At 49.8% G+C, this 17354-nt stretch carries 12 protein-coding genes; 7 read left to right on the top strand and 5 right to left on the bottom strand.

Annotated elements, in window-relative coordinates:
* Both KQJ18_RS13545 and ubiG read right to left on the bottom strand, forming a co-directional pair.
* The coding region (locus KQJ18_RS13545; protein ID WP_253297485.1) for a ribonucleotide reductase N-terminal alpha domain-containing protein at positions 1–651 on the bottom strand (651 nt) is incomplete at its 3' end.
* Positions 652–1071: 420 nt separating this feature from the next.
* Complete coding sequence (gene ubiG / locus KQJ18_RS13540) at positions 1072–1800, bottom strand: bifunctional 2-polyprenyl-6-hydroxyphenol methylase/3-demethylubiquinol 3-O-methyltransferase UbiG (RefSeq protein ID WP_038642230.1); 729 nt, start codon at positions 1798–1800, stop codon at positions 1072–1074.
* Between the two features lie 158 nt (positions 1801–1958).
* Between ubiG and gyrA the strand changes: the two genes are divergently transcribed.
* From gyrA to KQJ18_RS13515, 5 genes are all read left to right on the top strand, one after another.
* Positions 1959–4595 carry a DNA topoisomerase (ATP-hydrolyzing) subunit A gene (gyrA, locus tag KQJ18_RS13535; RefSeq protein WP_150345229.1) on the top strand — a complete coding sequence of 879 codons (2637 nt, stop codon included), beginning with the start codon at positions 1959–1961 and terminating at the stop codon, positions 4593–4595.
* A 357-nt stretch (positions 4596–4952) separates the two neighbouring features.
* Positions 4953–5474, top strand: a complete 522-nt coding sequence (locus tag KQJ18_RS13530) for a PTS glucitol/sorbitol transporter subunit IIC (protein WP_006683705.1) — start codon at positions 4953–4955, stop codon at positions 5472–5474.
* Between the two features lie 9 nt (positions 5475–5483).
* Positions 5484–5882 (top strand): PTS glucitol/sorbitol transporter subunit IIA, encoded by a 399-nt coding sequence (locus KQJ18_RS13525; protein ID WP_150345228.1) that lies wholly within the window; start codon positions 5484–5486, stop codon positions 5880–5882.
* Positions 5863–6876 (top strand): PTS glucitol/sorbitol transporter subunit IIB, encoded by a 1014-nt coding sequence (locus KQJ18_RS13520; RefSeq protein ID WP_150345227.1) that lies wholly within the window; start codon positions 5863–5865, stop codon positions 6874–6876. The genes KQJ18_RS13525 and KQJ18_RS13520 overlap by 20 nt, the downstream gene beginning before the upstream one ends.
* A gap of 11 nt (positions 6877–6887) precedes the next feature.
* Positions 6888–7904, top strand: coding sequence for a Gfo/Idh/MocA family oxidoreductase (locus KQJ18_RS13515; RefSeq protein WP_150345226.1), 1017 nt, complete (start codon positions 6888–6890; stop codon positions 7902–7904).
* A 93-nt stretch (positions 7905–7997) separates the two neighbouring features.
* On the opposite strand, the gene KQJ18_RS13510 is transcribed toward KQJ18_RS13515, so the two are convergent.
* Positions 7998–8753, bottom strand: a complete 756-nt coding sequence (locus KQJ18_RS13510) for a MurR/RpiR family transcriptional regulator (protein WP_150345225.1) — start codon at positions 8751–8753, stop codon at positions 7998–8000.
* A 365-nt stretch (positions 8754–9118) separates the two neighbouring features.
* Between KQJ18_RS13510 and rcsC the strand changes: the two genes are divergently transcribed.
* Complete coding sequence (gene rcsC / locus KQJ18_RS13505) at positions 9119–11965, top strand: two-component system sensor histidine kinase RcsC (protein WP_121529302.1); 2847 nt, start codon at positions 9119–9121, stop codon at positions 11963–11965.
* An 88-nt stretch (positions 11966–12053) separates the two neighbouring features.
* On the opposite strand, the gene rcsB is transcribed toward rcsC, so the two are convergent.
* Positions 12054–12704: a response regulator transcription factor RcsB gene (gene rcsB, locus KQJ18_RS13500; protein ID WP_003027592.1), complete on the bottom strand. Its 651-nt coding sequence runs from the start codon at positions 12702–12704 to the stop codon at positions 12054–12056.
* Positions 12705–12720: 16 nt separating this feature from the next.
* The gene (rcsD, locus tag KQJ18_RS13495; protein WP_137347677.1) at positions 12721–15390 is read right to left on the bottom strand and encodes a phosphotransferase RcsD; all 2670 of its coding nucleotides are present in this window, start codon (positions 15388–15390) and stop codon (positions 12721–12723) included.
* Positions 15391–16131: 741 nt separating this feature from the next.
* Between rcsD and KQJ18_RS13490 the strand changes: the two genes are divergently transcribed.
* The gene (locus KQJ18_RS13490; RefSeq protein ID WP_121529301.1) at positions 16132–17232 is read left to right on the top strand and encodes a porin OmpC; all 1101 of its coding nucleotides are present in this window, start codon (positions 16132–16134) and stop codon (positions 17230–17232) included.
* Positions 17233–17354 lie beyond the last annotated feature (122 nt).

Genomic DNA, 17354 nt, shown 5'->3' with positions numbered 1-17354 from the left:
GGTACGCACGCCGGACATAATTGGCGTCGGCAGAGAAATTTTGAACGTTGAAACGGCATCGTAGAAACGTTTTACATATTGCAGACGCGTTTCACGTGGATAGTTAGAGAACAGGCAGGCCGCTACCAGAATGTAGAGGAACTGCGCGCTTTCATAAATCTCACCGGTGACACGGTTTTGCACCAGGTATTTACCTTCTAACTGCTTCACCGCAGCATAGGAGAAGGTCATATCACGGTCGTGTACGATGAACGAGTCCATCTGCTTGAACTCTTCTTCCGTGTAGTCTTCCAGCAGATGATTGTCGTATTTGCCCATTTCAACCATTTTCACGACATGGTCGTAAAGTGCAGGCGGTTCAAACTCGCCGTAGGCTTTTTTACGCAGGTGGAAAATGGCCAGGCGGGCAGCCAGGTACTGATAATCCGGTGCCTCGCGGGAGATCAGGTCGGCGGCTGCTTTGATGATCGTCTCATGGATATCGGACGTTTTGATACCGTCATAAAACTGAATATGAGAGCGCAGCTCGACCTGAGAAATCGATACGTTATTCAGTCCTTCTGCCGCCCAATCCAGAACTCGGTGGATTTTGTCGAGATTGATGCGCTCTGTACTACCATCACGCTTTGTCACCAGCAGACTCTGATTCATGTGGTTTTTTACCTGTCCGTGAAAGAAAAAATATCCCCCATATTATCCACAGAGTCATGTTGTGACTAAGTCTGTGGATAAATACTATATGTAGGGGTTGTTTGATAAAATAGACGCTATATGGTGAGTATTCTAGTAGGGATTCTTTTCAGCACAAGAGTTGATTTTGACGTTAAATTGAGGTTGCAAAAGGGTAAGAATCGCTAAGTGCGCGTCTTATAAGGCCTGGCGGGGATGTCAATAATTGAGAAAAAAAATAGAAAATTTGATCGAGTGCTGATTTCTTCATCTAAGGCGAAGAAAGTTCTTATGATCTGGCACAGGAATTGTAGGCCTGATAAGCGAAGCGCCATCAGGCCCTGTTCCTGTCAGCATGCCGAATAGCAGCGTTGGACGCCTTATCCGGCCTACAGGAAGCGGTTAATCAACGCTGGCAGTGGTATGGACCATATAGTTCACATCTACGCCCGGACCGAGTTTAAAGCTGTTGGTGATCGGGTTGTAATGCAGGCCGGTCATATGACGCTCTTTCAGCACGGTCTGATCTACCCACTGTAATAACTCTGCAGGCTTAATAAATTTTTTCACATCATGCGTGCCTTTCGGCACCATGCGCAAAATATATTCCGCTCCGACCACGGCCATCAGCCAGGATTTGCCGTTGCGGTTAAGCGTGGAGAAAAACACTTCGCCGCCCGGTTTGACCAGCCTGGCGCAGGCGCTGACCACCGACTGCGGGTCCGGCACGTGCTCCAGCATTTCCATGCAGGTCACCACGTCATACTGGTGCGCATGTTTTTCCGCGTGCTCTTCGACGGTTTCCTGGACGTACTCGACCTGGATACCGCTCTCCAGCGCATGCAGTTTTGCTACCTGTAACGGTTCAAAGCCCATATCCAGGCCCGTGACGGTTGCGCCTTCGCGCGCCATACTTTCCGCCAGAATGCCGCCGCCGCAGCCGACGTCGAGTACCTTTTTACCAAACAGGCCGCCTGAGCGCTCCGTGATGTAGCCCAGACGCAGCGGGTTAATGCGGTGCAGTGGCTTAAATTCCCCCTCAAGGTCCCACCAGCGTGACGCGACTGCTTCAAACTTGGCAATTTCTTCATGGTCAACGTTGTGACTTACCGGGGGTTTTTCGGCATTCATTGGGGCTTCTACTCCTAAATTTGCGATGCAAATGAGTATATCAGCCTGACGGGATGAATAAAGCCTCTGTCAGGGGGAATCCATTTACCTGAATCTGTGCGAATGTGTTATAATTTGCGACCTTTGAATCCGGGATACAGTAGAGGGATAGCGGTTAGATGAGCGACCTTGCGAGAGAAATTACACCGGTCAACATTGAGGAAGAGCTGAAGAGCTCATATCTGGATTATGCGATGTCGGTCATTGTTGGCCGTGCGCTGCCAGACGTCCGAGATGGCCTGAAACCGGTTCACCGTCGCGTACTTTACGCCATGAACGTATTGGGCAACGACTGGAATAAAGCCTATAAAAAATCTGCCCGTGTCGTTGGTGACGTAATCGGTAAATACCACCCTCATGGTGATACCGCCGTTTACGACACCATTGTTCGTATGGCGCAGCCATTCTCCTTGCGTTACATGCTGGTAGATGGTCAGGGTAACTTTGGTTCTGTCGATGGCGACTCCGCAGCGGCGATGCGTTATACGGAAATCCGTATGTCGAAAATCGCCCATGAGCTGATGGCTGACCTGGAAAAAGAAACGGTTGATTTCGTCGATAACTACGACGGCACCGAACAAATTCCTGACGTCATGCCGACCAAAATTCCTAACCTGCTGGTGAACGGTTCGTCCGGTATCGCGGTAGGTATGGCAACCAACATTCCGCCGCACAACCTGACGGAAGTGATCAACGGCTGTCTGGCATACATTGACGATGAAGACATCAGCATTGAAGGGCTGATGGAGCATATTCCGGGTCCGGACTTCCCGACCGCCGCGATCATTAACGGTCGTCGTGGTATCGAAGAAGCCTACCGTACCGGTCGCGGCAAAGTGTACATTCGCGCCCGCGCGGAAGTCGAAGCCGACGCCAAAACCGGCCGTGAAACCATCATCGTCCATGAAATTCCGTATCAGGTGAACAAAGCGCGCCTGATCGAGAAAATCGCCGAGCTGGTAAAAGACAAACGCGTTGAAGGCATCAGTGCACTGCGTGACGAGTCTGATAAAGACGGTATGCGCATCGTGATTGAAGTGAAACGCGATGCGGTCGGGGAAGTGGTTCTGAACAACCTTTATTCCCAGACCCAACTGCAGGTTTCTTTCGGTATCAACATGGTTGCGCTGCACCATGGTCAGCCGAAGATCATGAACCTGAAAGATATTATTGCCGCGTTTGTACGTCACCGTCGTGAAGTCGTAACGCGCCGTACTATCTTTGAACTGCGTAAAGCCCGCGACCGTGCGCATATCCTTGAAGCGTTGGCGATTGCGCTGGCGAACATTGACCCAATCATTGAACTGATCCGCCGCGCGCCGACCCCGGCAGAAGCGAAAGCTGCGTTGGTTGCGCGTTCGTGGGAGCTGGGTAACGTGTCCGCCATGCTGGAACGTGCCGGTGATGACGCCGCGCGTCCTGAATGGCTGGAGCCGGAATTTGGCGTGCGTGACGGTCAGTACTACCTGACTGAACAGCAGGCCCAGGCGATTCTGGATCTGCGTTTGCAGAAACTGACCGGCCTTGAGCATGAAAAACTGCTCGACGAATACAAAGAGCTGCTGGAGCAGATCGCTGAACTGCTGCATATTCTGGGCAGCGCAGATCGTCTGATGGAAGTTATCCGTGAAGAGATGGAGCTGATTCGCGAGCAGTTCGGCGACGAACGTCGTACCGAAATCACCGCCAACAGCGCTGACATCAATATCGAAGATCTGATTAGCCAGGAAGATGTTGTCGTGACCTTGTCTCATCAGGGCTACGTGAAATATCAGCCGTTAACCGATTACGAAGCACAGCGTCGTGGCGGTAAAGGCAAATCAGCAGCACGTATTAAAGAAGAAGACTTTATTGACCGCCTGCTGGTGGCCAACACCCATGACACGATCCTCTGCTTCTCCAGCCGTGGTCGTTTGTACTGGATGAAGGTTTATCAGTTGCCGGAAGCCAGCCGTGGCGCGCGTGGACGTCCAATCGTCAACCTGCTGCCATTGGAAGCGAACGAACGTATCACCGCTATTCTGCCGGTACGCGAGTACGAAGAAGGTGTGAACGTCTTTATGGCGACCGCCAGCGGTACCGTGAAGAAAACCGCGCTGACCGAGTTCAGCCGTCCGCGTTCCGCCGGTATCATTGCGGTTAACCTGAACGAAGGCGACGAGCTGATTGGCGTTGACCTGACGTCCGGTAGTGACGAAGTCATGCTGTTCTCTGCCGCGGGTAAAGTAGTGCGCTTTAAAGAAGATGCCGTTCGTGCGATGGGTCGTACCGCGACCGGCGTACGCGGTATCAAGCTGGCAGGCGAAGACAAAGTCGTTTCTCTGATTATTCCGCGCGGCGAAGGCGCTATCCTGACCGTGACGCAAAACGGCTACGGTAAGCGTACCGCGGCAGAAGAGTATCCGACCAAGTCTCGTGCGACTCAGGGCGTTATCTCCATCAAAGTGACCGAGCGCAACGGATCTGTTGTTGGCGCGGTACAGGTTGAAGATACCGACCAGATCATGATGATCACCGATGCAGGTACGCTGGTGCGTACTCGCGTGTCGGAAATCAGCGTAGTAGGGCGTAACACCCAGGGCGTGATCCTCATCCGTACTGCGGAAGATGAAAACGTCGTGGGTCTGCAACGCGTTGCTGAGCCGGTTGATGATGAAGAACTCGACTCCATCGACGGAAGTGCCGCTGAGGGCGACGAGGATATCGCGCCTGAAGCAGAAACCGATGATGATGCGGCGGACGACGCAGAAGAGTAATTCAGTATTTTAATACTGCACAAAAGGGAGGCTTTGCCTCCCTTTTTTACGTTCTGAATATTCCCTTTCCCATCAGCTAATTATCCTTTATCCGCTTGCTGCAGGCTTCATGTATAAAAATACAAAAATAAATGAATAATTATAGTTTCGTGAGAGTGCTCACTGTTTGTTCACACTTTTACCGCTAACGTTATTCTGTCCACTAAAAGAATTTTAAGATCCGTTGTGAACAGGAGACCGACAAATTATTTAAGAAAAAACACCTGAAGTGTGAAAGAGAAATGCGTTGGCTGCCTCAGTCTGTCAGTTCACCTCTGACGGATGAATATACTTTTACCTCGGCGTTGGGAGTTAACTATGATAGTTGAAATTGCGGAAGGTTTTATCCATCTTTTTCAGAGTGCTGGCAAGATATTCTCCGGGATGATCGTCAGCACTATTCCGATGTTAATAACGCTAATTCTGACGGTTAATTTCATTATGAAGTTAATAGGTCAGCAGCGGATGGAAAAAGTCGCCACCCTGATGGGTAAATCAAAAATATTAACCTACGGAATATTGCCCAGTTTTGCCTGGTTCTTCCTGAGCAGTCCCGGCGCGCTGACCATGGGCAAATTCCTGCCAGAACGGTGTAAGCCCGCTTATCAGGATGCGCTGGGCAGTACCGTTCACCCGCTGACCTCGCTGTTTCCCCACATTGTGCCATCTGAACTCTTTATCTGGCTGGGCGTAGCTGCGGGGATTACCCGACTCGACCTTCCCGTTGCCGATCTGGCATTGCGTTATATCGCGGCAGGTATTCTGCTTGGATTTATCCGCGGTTTTCTTACCGAATATATCTTCACCAGGCTGGAGAAGCGTGAACTTAATCAGGAATAAGGAAAAAAAATGAAAGTACTATTTTCGGCTGACGTCGTAAAAGCTGGAAAGAAAGTAGAAGAGGGATTGCTTAGTGGCATGCTGATAACGTTTAACGATCGCGCCCCGGAAGATTATCTCGATTATGTGCTGGTAATTAAGAATATTGTTTGTAATAGCGCGCCATTACAAAAAACAGCGAACTACGTTTTACAGATTAATAACCAGATATGGAGTATCACCTGCTGGGGAGATGCGGCGTGGCAAAACTTATGTGAGCTGGGGCATATGACAGTGGTATTTGACGGGGCAGAAAAGCCAATCGCCTATGGTTCATTACACGTAAAAAGCGATTGCCCGCCTGCCGTGAATGAATTAACGGGCCCATTGACAATAATGAGGAAAACCGATGAAAACCGTGCTGATTAAAAAAGGTCATTCAGGGATTGGCGATGATATGTATTTATCTCGCGATACCAGCAAAGTCATCTTGTCGCTCACCGGGAAAAGCATTGACCCGATTGCCAAAAAATTGGGTGATATGCTGGAGATGCCGGTTGTTAACGGCTTTGATGCGATGCCGGATGATAAGAAAATCCTCTGCGTGGTGATCAACTGCGGCGGTTCATTGCGCTGCGGCATCTACCCACAAAAAAGAATCAAGACCATCAATATTCTCCCCACCGGCGCGATGGGGCCGCTGGCGAAGTATATCACCGAGGATATCTACATTTCTGATGTCAGCAGTGAATCGCTATCGCTGATTGAAACGTTTAATCAGCCGGTCACTGCCCAAGAGGTTGATGTTGTTGAACCTCTGTCCGCTGGTGATGCTTCGGTGGCCGTCAGTCGCCAGGGGGATACCAAACCGCGCGGTTCGGCGACCAACACCGCACTGGAGTTGATGACCCGATTTGCGACGGGGATAGGCAACTTTGTCAGCCTGCTCTATACCTCCGCGCGCGAGTCGGTTGAGCTGTGCATTAAAAACGTTATTCCGTTTATGGCTTTTATCTCCGTGCTGATTGCTCTGGTGCAGGAAACGGCAATTGGTCAGTGGGCCGGGAATACGCTGTCACCGCTTGCCGGATCGTTAACCGGTCTGTTTGTGATCGCGATTATCTGCGGCTTACCGTTTATCTCGCCGATTCTGGCTCCGGGGGCGGCCATAGCACAGGTGGTGGGCGTGCTGGTGGGGACGCTCATCGGCAGCGGAGTGGTTTCACCCCTGATGGCGTTGCCGGCGCTGTTTGCGATAAATGTCCAGGTAGGCGCTGACTTTATTCCCGTTGGGCTTTCTATGCAGGAGGCGAAAGAGAAAACCATTCGCCTTGGTGTACCGGCTTTCCTGCTGTCACGAATGATTACCGCACCTCTGGCGGTGGCTATCGGCTATCTGTTTTCTTTTGGTTTGTTTAACTGAGGAATCGTGTCATGAACAAAATCAATGCCGCGGTGGTTGGCGCGGGAATTTACGGCAAACACCATATCAATGCTTATCACTATAATCCGTGGGTGAATCTGGTCGGGTTTTGCGAAATCAACCCGGAAATCCGGGCCAGCGTGGCGCAGGAGTTTCACACTCCCGGCTTTGCATCGCTGGCAGAATTGTTTGCCGCCACGCAGGTCGATTTGGTGTCGATCGCCACCCCGGATCCGTTCCACTTTGATGCTACGATTGAGTCCATCACCGCTGGCAAACATGTGCTGATTGAAAAACCGATGGCGACAACCTCGGCGGAATGTCGGGAGATTATTCTCTGTGCCGCAGAGCATGGGGTGAAAATCGGCGTTGATTACCACAAGCGCTGGGACGGGATGGCGCAACATATTCATCATGAGCTGCTGAAGCCGGAAACCGGACAGGTACTGCGTGGCTATATGAGCATGGATGACATCATAGACGTGCCAAAAAACTGGTTATCGTGGGCGAACGAGAGCTCTCCGGTCCATTTCCTCGGTACTCACTGTTTTGATTTAATTCGCTATTATATGAACGGCGCTAACGCGGTAAGTGTCTATGCGATAGGACAGAAGAAGAAACTGGTGGCTGAAGGCATCGATTCCTGGGATACCATTCAGTCGTTTGTTACGTTTGAAAATGGTGCGCAATGGACGGTGGAAGTAGGGTGGTGTTTACCTCCAACGTTCCCCAAAGCCAATGATGGTCGGAGTTTTGTGATCACTGAAAATAACTATTATCGTGCGGATGCGCAGTTGCGCGGTTATGAAATGTTTACCCCACAGCGTAGCGCGACACCAAATTATAACTTCATTAATTACGTTAATAATAAGGCCAGCGGATATGGAATTCAGCCAATACATGATTTTGTGGAACACATATTATTTGATACGCCGTATCTGGCAACAGCTGACGATGGGCTACAGGCGACGTTAATCTGTGAGGCGGTGCATCATTCGTTATCAACAGGGAAGATTGTGCAGTTGTAATTAATCTGGTTTTCACGTCTCATAAACATTCTTTTTGGCTTTAATTTCTATGATTAAAGCAGGGTATCTTATTCCCCCTGACCCTGCCAACGATCATCGTTTATGGGACGTCTTTTCATTATTCATATTCAGATAGCAATATTGCAGGGCATGAAAAAAAAGCGTATGCAGTGACATTTTCAACGCGGCGAAACTCAGAGGGCTGACGCTGGATTGCGGGGTGTAGAGCGTCACATCGGCCAGTGATGTACCGCTCTGATGGCAGGCGACGGCCAGCGAGGCGGCTTCATGCTCGCGAATCAATGTAATCAACTGGTTATCTGGCTCATCCTTAGGGCCCGGCAGCAGGATGACGGAATCACAATCTGTCAGGCTGTTGGCTAACAGCGAATCGGCGTTTTGATACTCAACGGGAATACACACCTTACCAATATCACTATAGTCCTGAATAATATTACTGAGCAGAGAGCCGAGTTCCCGTGAGTGACAAAAATAAAGATTACGACTGGAACTGATAATTTCAAAGAAAGTATTAATTGCCGCTGGGTTATTATTGTTAATAAATTCACTGAGAATAATATTGTTCCTGGCCGCCTGCGCCGGAAGCAGGGCGGCGGGCTCACTACGCAGACACTTAATTAAATCATATTTAAAGGAAGTAAAACCGGTATAACCGAGAGCCTGGGCAAAACGAACAATAGACGGTTGGCTGGTATGGGTCTTTTTTGATATTGCTGTCGAGGTCAGTTTTTCTGCACCTGATAATGTAGCCAGAATGTAACGGCTAATAGTTTGTTCCGTGTGTGAGCCCGTTTTTACCAGTAACTGAAGCTGTTCGATAATGTTCATTGAGGTCCCTCGGTTTTGTTTATTATGACATATACACTTTTTCCTTCAAGTTACCTCTGTGGCGCTCGCGGACTCGTGCACGCGCAGGGGAGTAGACGATGTTCTGCGTGTCGTTAAGCAGGGTAAGGCGCGAAGCGTTTTTTCTCATTTTCAGATAAGACTGCTGAACGGCTGGCGATTTCTACGATATAAACAAGAGAAGTCATCGGCGCAGAAATTGTTCGGTGGTGTAAACGTCGCGGGGTTAAGACAACGGTTTCAGAGCGGTGTATCATATTCCCGTAAAGAGAGGGCATTGCGACGCCGGACATTTACCGCTACCTTAACCACACTCTATTAATGCCCTGAGGCGGAGCTTCGCCCCTTTGAAATACCTTGCTTCCGTTCATTCAACCCTAAAAGTCTCACGCTACCTGTTCAGAGCGTTGGCGCTCCTGATCTGGTGTCTGATCGCTTTTGCCTCCGTGTTCTACATTGTGAACGCGCTGCACCAGAGAGAGTCTGAGATCCATCAGGAACTTAACCTCAGCTCCGATCAGGCCCAGCGTTATATCCAGCGCACATCGGATGTTATTAAAGAGCTGAAATATATTGCCGAGAATCGCTTAACGGCGGAAAACGGCGTGATGTCGCTGCGGGCGCGGGATGACAAAACCGTCGTACCTAATTTTGAGCCGCTGTTTGCCGACTCCGACTGTTCGGTGATGGGCAACGCCTGGCGAGGTTCTCTGGAGTCGCTGGCGTGGTTTATGCGCTACTGGCGCGACAATTTTTCTGCTGCCTATGATTTGAATCGCGTATTCCTGATCGGCAGCGATAATCTCTGTATGGCGAACTTTGGTCTGCGTGAGATGCCCGTCGAACGTGACCAGGCCCTGAAAGCGCTGCATGAGCGCATTATTAAGTATCGCAATGCGCCGCAGGATGAAAACGGTAATAACCTGTTCTGGATTAGCCAGGGGCCGCGTCCTGGAGTGGGCTATTTCTATGCGCTGACGCCGGTTTATCTTGCCAACCGTTTGCAGGCGCTGCTGGGCGTGGAACAACCTATTCGCATGGAGAACTTCTTCACGCCGGGCAGTTTGCCGATGGGGGTGACCATTCTCGATGAAAATGGCCATGCGCTGATTTCGCTCACCGGCCCTGAGGGGAATATTAAGGCTGAACCACGCTGGATGCAGGAGCGTTCCTGGTTTGGCTATACGCCGGGTTTTCGCGATCTGGTGCTGAAGAAAAATCTGCCGCCGTCATCGCTGAGCATTGTGTACTCTGTTCCGGTTGATCTGGTGCTGGAGCGGATCCGCATGATGATCCTGAACGCTATTCTGCTGAATGTGCTGGTCGGCGCGGCATTGTTTATGCTTACGCGTATGTATGAGCGGCGTATTTTTATTCCTGCGGAAAGCGATGCTCAGCGCCTGGAGGAACACGAGCAATTTAACCGTAAAATCGTGGCTTCCGCGCCGGTGGGAATTTGTATTTTGCGCACGCTGGATGGCATTAACATCCTGAGTAATGAACTGGCGCATACCTATCTGAACATGCTGACGCATGAAGACCGGCAACGGTTAACGCAAATCATCTGCGGCCAGCAGGTTAATTTTGTCGATGTGCTGACCAGTAACAATACCAATCTGCAAATCAGCTTTGTGCATTCGCGCTATCGCAATGAAAACGTGGCAATTTGCGTCCTGGTTGACGTCAGTGCGCGCGTTAAAATGGAAGAGTCGTTGCAGGAGATGGCCCAGGCGGCGGAACAGGCGAGTCAGTCCAAATCGATGTTCCTTGCGACAGTGAGCCATGAGCTGCGTACGCCGCTGTATGGCATTATCGGTAACCTCGATTTGTTGCAAACCAAAGAGTTACCCAACGGGGTGGATCGCCTGGTGACGGCGATGAATAACTCTTCCAGCCTGCTGTTGAAAATTATCAGCGATATTCTCGATTTCTCGAAAATTGAATCTGAACAGTTGAAGATTGAACCGCGCGAGTTCTCACCGCGTGAAGTGATGAGCCATATTACGGCAAACTATCTGCCGCTGGTGGTGCGTAAGCAGTTGGGATTGTACTGTTTTATCGACCCGGATGTGCCCGTCGCGTTGAATGGCGATCCTATGCGTTTACAGCAGGTGATCTCCAATCTGCTGAGTAACGCGATCAAGTTTACCGATACCGGCTGCATTGTGCTGCATGTGCAGTGTGACGGTGATTACCTCAGTATCCGTGTGCGTGATACCGGGGTGGGTATCCCCGCCAAAGAAGTGGTCCGTTTGTTCGATCCTTTCTTCCAGGTGGGCACTGGCGTACAGCGTAATTTCCAGGGAACCGGGCTCGGTTTGGCTATCTGTGAAAAACTGATCAGCATGATGGATGGCGACATTTCCGTTGATTCAGAACCGGGAATGGGCAGCCAGTTTACGCTCCGTATTCCTCTTTATGGCGCCCAGTATCCGCAGAAAAAAGGCGTAGAAGGACTGGCTGGCACCCGTTGCTGGCTGGCGGTGCGTAACGCATCGCTGTATCGCTTTGTCGAATCCAGTCTGATGCGTAGCGGGGTGACCGTGCTGCGTTATGAGGGGCAGCGCCCGGATGCTGATGACTTGTTGGTTGCCGATGATGTGCTGGAACAGGCGTGGCAAGGACGTGCCGCGGTGATTTTCTGCCGTCGCCATATTGGGATTCCGTTGGAAAGGGGGCCAGGGGAGTGGGTGCACAGCGTGGCGTCACCGCACGAACTGCCCGCGCTGCTGGCGCATATTTACAGCGTTGATCTGGGGAGTGAAGAACTCTCGACGGCGCTACCCGCCCCGGATAAAGTCGGCGCTACCAACGATGACATGATGATACTGGTGGTCGACGATCATCCTATCAACCGGCGTTTACTGGCCGATCAACTGGGATCGTTGGGATATCAGTGTAAAACGGCGAATGACGGTGTCGATGCCCTCAATGTACTGAGTAAAAACCATATCGACATCGTACTGAGCGACGTCAACATGCCAAACATGGATGGTTATCGCCTGACTCAGCGCATCCGCCAGTTAGGTTTAACGTTGCCGGTTGTGGGCGTGACGGCAAACGCGCTGGCTGAAGAGAAGCAGCGGTGTCTGGAATCCGGTATGGATAGCTGTCTTTCCAAGCCAGTGACATTAGATGTATTGAAGCAAACGCTGACGGTCTATGCGGAAAGAGTGAGGAAGGCGCGGGGATAAGAAATACCGGATAGCGGGGTTTGCCTTACCAGGCCTACGGAACAAACTGTTCGTAGGCCTGATAAACGCAGTGCCATCAGGCAGTTAATTACTCTTTATCTGAAGGACTCAGCGTCACGGAAGAGAGGTAATTCAACAGCGCGATATCGTTTTCCACACCGAGTTTCATCATCGCCGATTTTTTCTGGCTGCTGATGGTTTTAATACTGCGGTTGAGCTTTTTGGCAATTTCAGTCACCAGGAAACCTTCGGCAAACAGGCGCAGAACTTCGCTCTCTTTCGGTGACAGGCGTTTGTCGCCATAGCCACTGGCGCTAATTTTTTCCAGCAGCCGAGAAACGCTTTCCGGAGTAAATTTCTTCCCCTTTTGCAGCGCGGCCAGCGCTTTCGGCAGGTCTGTTGGCGCGCCTTGCTTCAGGACAATCCCTTCAATATCGAGATCCAGCACCGCGCTCAGGATGGCCGGGTTATTGTTCATGGTCAGCACAATAATCGACAGGCTCGGGAAATGGCGCTTGATGTATTTTATTAACGTGATCCCATCACCGTATTTATCTCCCGGCATGGAGAGGTCGGTAATCAACACATGAGCATCTAACTTAGGCAAATTGTTGATCAGTGCTGTGGAGTCTTCAAATTCGCCGACAACATTAACCCACTCGATCTGTTCAAGTGACTTACGAATACCGAACAGTACAATCGGGTGGTCATCGGCAATAATTACGTTCATAGTGTTCATGTATTGGGCTACCTTGCTACAGCAAGCTCTTGACGTATGCGTCAATGTCGCTGATGTATTTTTCTATACCTGGAGCATCTTTCTCTTGAATAAGATGTTCCAGCGCTTCACATAACTGCTTGCCGGGTACCAGATTAAGCATGGCAAACACGCCTTTCAGGCGATGAGCCGTTTGGGCTAACGCAGCGAAATCACTGATTGCTGCCTCAGTATACAACCTCTTAACATCATCCGGTACTGTGTCTACAAAGAGTGCATAGTAACCGCTGGCATGAAGTTCGGCGTTTGCATCTCCGCCGAGAGGGAGCTCCTGGAGCTCTTCTTGTGCCAACTGCTCTTCTATCAGCTCGAGGACAGCTTCCTGCATAGCATTGCTCATATTAAAGTTGACGCGCAGCTGGCCGGGGCCAATTTTCCGTACGCCAGACTCATCATCGCTTAAAAGCAAGCCCGAGGCAGTAAGATTAGACGGATTATCTGTTAAAAAGAGATCATATTCTTGACTATTCAACCGTTCGTCGGGCGTGATGCAGGTTGCCCCCCAGTTTTCCAGTTGACGTAATACGATGCTCCGTACGTCATTAGAGGTCACATCAACCATCACGCAGACGTCATCTAACAGGCGCTCTTCACTATCAGCATGTTGATCGTGCAGTGGCATTTTAACATGGACTATATAACGTGTTCCAAGCTCTTCCCGCGCTTTAATGTTCAGGTGTCCACCCAGCTTACGGGCTAACTGATCGCACAGCCAAAACGTTAACGGGTTGGCTTTGCCATAACGATCGCCTTGTGTGTCATTAATGAACGGGAAATGCAGGTTATCAACTTCCTGTAGCGTGACGCCTTCCCCGGTATCCAGAATGCGGAAGGTCAGACGTTCAGCTTCCGATTCATCCTGATCGACCTCCAGTGTGATTTTACCAATCTGCGTGGTGGTTACCGCATATTGAATCAGCAACAGCAAAATACGACGCAGGGCATCGCGGTCGCCACGGCGTTCGTCATGAGCGCTAAGGTGATTTTTAATCAGTAGCTGCAGCCCTTTACGCTTAATAGCCGGCAACACCTCCGGGACCACGTCGTCAATCAACGCCTGCACGGAAAACAGCGTCGATTCACCTTTCCAGGCGTCGCTTTCCAGCAAGTTAGCCAACTGGATTTCATCCACCATGCGAACCAGAACGTCGGCCTGATTGGCCAGTTTTTGGCTGTCGGGGGTATTGAGCGCGGCGGCATTAGCAGCCAGTGTTTTAGCCGGGTCCTTCAGCGCATTACCAATATTCTGCATAAAGGCCGCGCGGGCCTGCTGGTTTTTCTCATACAGCCGCTGCGCTTGCTTCAACTTCTTATTAACCAGTACTTCACGGTCCTGGTCACGAATGATAAAGATCTGCGTTCGCGATGAGATCTGGCTGCGAAACAGCCTGATTTCATACAGTTCATTATTGATAGTGGCCTGAATAACGCCCTGATGTTGTTCCGCCATACTGGTAATATTTTGCAGATTTAAATGCGGCAGCAGGTGGTCGGCAATTTTATTGCTAATTACCGTGCGGTTTGCTTCTTGATCATGCACCAACAATCCCAGCGGCAGCAGGGAAACAATCTCTTCATTGATCGCACGCAGGATCCGCAGTTCATTATTTGCCGCATGATTTGGCGCCACTTCGGTTGAACGGGCAGGGAGGTGACGAAAGGTGGTATAACCAAACAGCGCCAGGGCCAGCAACGCGATGTTCAGTAACAGCGGCAGCAGAATGTTTTGCAGCGTATCGAGTAGCAATGAGCCAAATGGAACCTGCCAGACCAGCCGCATATCCGTCGTGTCCAGCGCCGATGAGATCTCAATTTTACTGTTGTTGAAGCTAATACTGACGCTGTCAGGCGACTCTTTTTCATTAACATGTTCAGTCGTTGAGCTGGTATCAGGTACCAGATGGAAACTGTCCAGCGGCATGCCGGCAGGGATCAGGTCATTAATCGGCAGGTCAAAGGCGACAACTGTTGCCAGATGTCCCGGCTGATTAAAGGTCGTGCGCAGCGTGAAGTAATGTCCGTTTTGCCAGACCAGACGGCGCAACGACGAGAAGCTTTCGCGCTCATCCAGCGCATTGGCCTGCTGCAACATTTCAGCGCGCCGGGAGTCGACAATATTACCGATCGTCGATTCCTTAAAGCCGGAAGTCAGATCTTTTAGCGGCAATGTTGAGATAAGGATCAGGCTATTGTCCTGACCATTAAGGTAATACATTGACCATGGAATATTTTCCGCGCCCCACAGCGTATCCAGATAGGTTGAGATTCGTTGGGTCATCTCCAGCGTAGAGCTGTCATGCGAGCCGAAAATCAGCGCCTCGGTTTTTCTGCGAGGTTTTTCAAGATAGTAGACATCTTGTTTCAGGCGAGTTTCCTGCAGCCCTTCTGCGCCAGGCGAGCTCGGCGTGGCGGCAATATTGTCATAAATTTGCCAGGTCACGTATCGCCAGGTATCGACCCTTTTATGAATGGCATGGGTGATATCGACAATCTGATAGCTCTTATCCTTTAGCCAGGTATTGACGGCGCTCTGGACCATGACGCCCATCATCACCAACAGCACCACGATCAGTAATAAGAAGTAACGGGTAATATTTCCCGGTAGTAGGGAGAATCGGGTAGAAGCCGTTGTGTCAGACTGACTCATTCGTGTTTATGACCTGTTAAACGACGCGAAAGTTGAAGGGGCAGTATAAAGGGTAATGTATGAATTGCCATACCTGGACCATGCCACAGAGTTTGCATTGTCTACGTCACATTTTGCTGCAACCCCCCGATGGTGCAAAAGTGTACAGTGGATAATAACGGGTACAAATATTTTGTAGTGAATGTATACATTTAGCATTAAATAACAAGAAATTAATAATAAGGTTTATTTCTGATCTCGACGTGACGGGGTGATTAATAGACGTGATAGTTTTTCATCGGTAGCACAGAGCAGTCAGCTTTGTGTAAAGAAGAGTAAAAAAAACCGAACGCAGAGCATTCGGTTGAAATAGGGGTAAACAGACATTCATGAATGAATGACGGTAATAAATAAAGTTAATGATGATAGCGAGTCTATTTTAGTTGCGAGTGAAGATTTTTTTTTATCATTCAGTGCTATGGTTAATCTTTGTTTAATTTATTGATTTATATATATTTTATAATGATTCTTGACTATTTGTGCTTATTCTTTCCATTTTCTTAATTAAAAAAAGTTCCCTTTTGTTAATATTTTGAAACATCTACATAGATAAATGAAACATCTTTAAAGTATTAGTATCATATTCGTGTTGGATTATTCTGTGTTTTTGCGGAGAATGAAGTTGCCGACTGGTTAATGAGGGTTAGCCAGTGAGCAGTGGCATAAAAAAGCAATAAAGGCATATAACAGAGGGTTAATAACATGAAAGTTAAAGTACTGTCCCTCCTGGTACCGGCTCTGCTGGTAGCAGGCGCAGCAAATGCGGCTGAAATTTACAACAAAGACGGCAACAAATTAGACCTGTACGGTAAAGTCGATGGTCTGCACTATTTCTCTGATGACTCTTCTAAAGATGGTGATCAGACCTATATGCGTATCGGCTTCAAAGGCGAAACCCAGGTTAACGACCAACTGACCGGTTACGGCCAGTGGGAATACCAGATCATGGGTAACTCCTCTGAAAACGAAAACAACGCCTGGACCCGTGTGGCGTTTGCTGGTCTGAAGTTCGCTGATGCAGGTTCTTTCGACTACGGTCGTAACTACGGCGTGGTTTACGACGTAACGTCCTGGACCGACGTTCTGCCGGAATTCGGTGGCGACACTTACACTTCTGACAACTTCATGCAGCAGCGTGGTAACGGCTTCGCGACCTACCGTAACACCGACTTCTTCGGTCTGGTTGATGGCCTGAACTTTGCCATTCAGTACCAGGGTAAAAACGGTAGCCCGGAAGGCGAAGGCATGACGGGTGTGACCGGCAACGGTCGTGATGCACTGAATCAGAACGGCGACGGCGTTGGCGGATCTATCACCTATGATATCGGTGAAGGCTTCTCCCTGGGTACTGCAGTCACCAGCTCTAAACGTACTGACGAGCAGAACAAGCTGAACTTCGGTACTGGCGATCGTGCTGAAACTTACACTGGTGGTCTGAAATACGACGCGAACAATGTGTACCTGGCAGCACAGTACACCCAGACCTACAACGCAACGCGTGCGGGTAACCTGGGCTGGGCTAACAAAGCGCAGAACTTCGAAGCTGTTGCGCAGTACCAGTTCGACTTCGGTCTGCGTCCGTCTGTGGCTTACCTGCAGTCTAAAGGTAAAGACCTGAACAATGGTTACGGTGACCAGGACATCGTGAAATATGTTGATGTTGGCGCAACCTACTACTTCAACAAAAACATGTCCACCTATGTTGATTACAAAATCAACCTGCTGGATGACAACCAGTTCACCCGTGATGCTGGCATCTCTACCGATGATATCGTAGCACTGGGCCTGGTTTACCAGTTCTAATCTGCGCTTATTATTGTTAAAAGGCCCTGCGGGGCCTTTTTTAATGCTTTTTTTCCGCCGTACAAACAACGATTTTTGGTGTACTCTTGCGCCCGTTCGCATGAGGATAATTACGTATGGAA

It is taken from the genome of Citrobacter sp. S55_ASV_140, from assembly GCF_018919505.1.
In the GTDB taxonomy this organism is placed as follows: Bacteria; Pseudomonadota; Gammaproteobacteria; order Enterobacterales; family Enterobacteriaceae; genus Citrobacter; species Citrobacter werkmanii.
Note: the sequence above shows the minus strand (reverse complement) of the source record. Positions and strands in the feature narration are given on the sequence as shown.

What these genes read in the sequence shown, in the direction of transcription:
- ubiG (WP_038642230.1), bottom strand. Translation starts at nt 1,800, where the DNA reads ATGAATGCCGAAAAACCCCCGGTAAGTCACAACGTTGACCATGAAGAA.
- gyrA (WP_150345229.1), top strand. Translation starts at nt 1,959, where the DNA reads ATGAGCGACCTTGCGAGAGAAATTACACCGGTCAACATTGAGGAAGAG.
- KQJ18_RS13530 (WP_006683705.1), top strand. Translation starts at nt 4,953, where the DNA reads ATGATAGTTGAAATTGCGGAAGGTTTTATCCATCTTTTTCAGAGTGCT.
- KQJ18_RS13525 (WP_150345228.1), top strand. Translation starts at nt 5,484, where the DNA reads ATGAAAGTACTATTTTCGGCTGACGTCGTAAAAGCTGGAAAGAAAGTA.
- KQJ18_RS13520 (WP_150345227.1), top strand. Translation starts at nt 5,863, where the DNA reads ATGAAAACCGTGCTGATTAAAAAAGGTCATTCAGGGATTGGCGATGAT.
- KQJ18_RS13515 (WP_150345226.1), top strand. Translation starts at nt 6,888, where the DNA reads ATGAACAAAATCAATGCCGCGGTGGTTGGCGCGGGAATTTACGGCAAA.
- KQJ18_RS13510 (WP_150345225.1), bottom strand. Translation starts at nt 8,753, where the DNA reads ATGAACATTATCGAACAGCTTCAGTTACTGGTAAAAACGGGCTCACAC.
- rcsB (WP_003027592.1), bottom strand. Translation starts at nt 12,704, where the DNA reads ATGAACACTATGAACGTAATTATTGCCGATGACCACCCGATTGTACTG.
- rcsD (WP_137347677.1), bottom strand. Translation starts at nt 15,390, where the DNA reads ATGAGTCAGTCTGACACAACGGCTTCTACCCGATTCTCCCTACTACCG.
- KQJ18_RS13490 (WP_121529301.1), top strand. Translation starts at nt 16,132, where the DNA reads ATGAAAGTTAAAGTACTGTCCCTCCTGGTACCGGCTCTGCTGGTAGCA.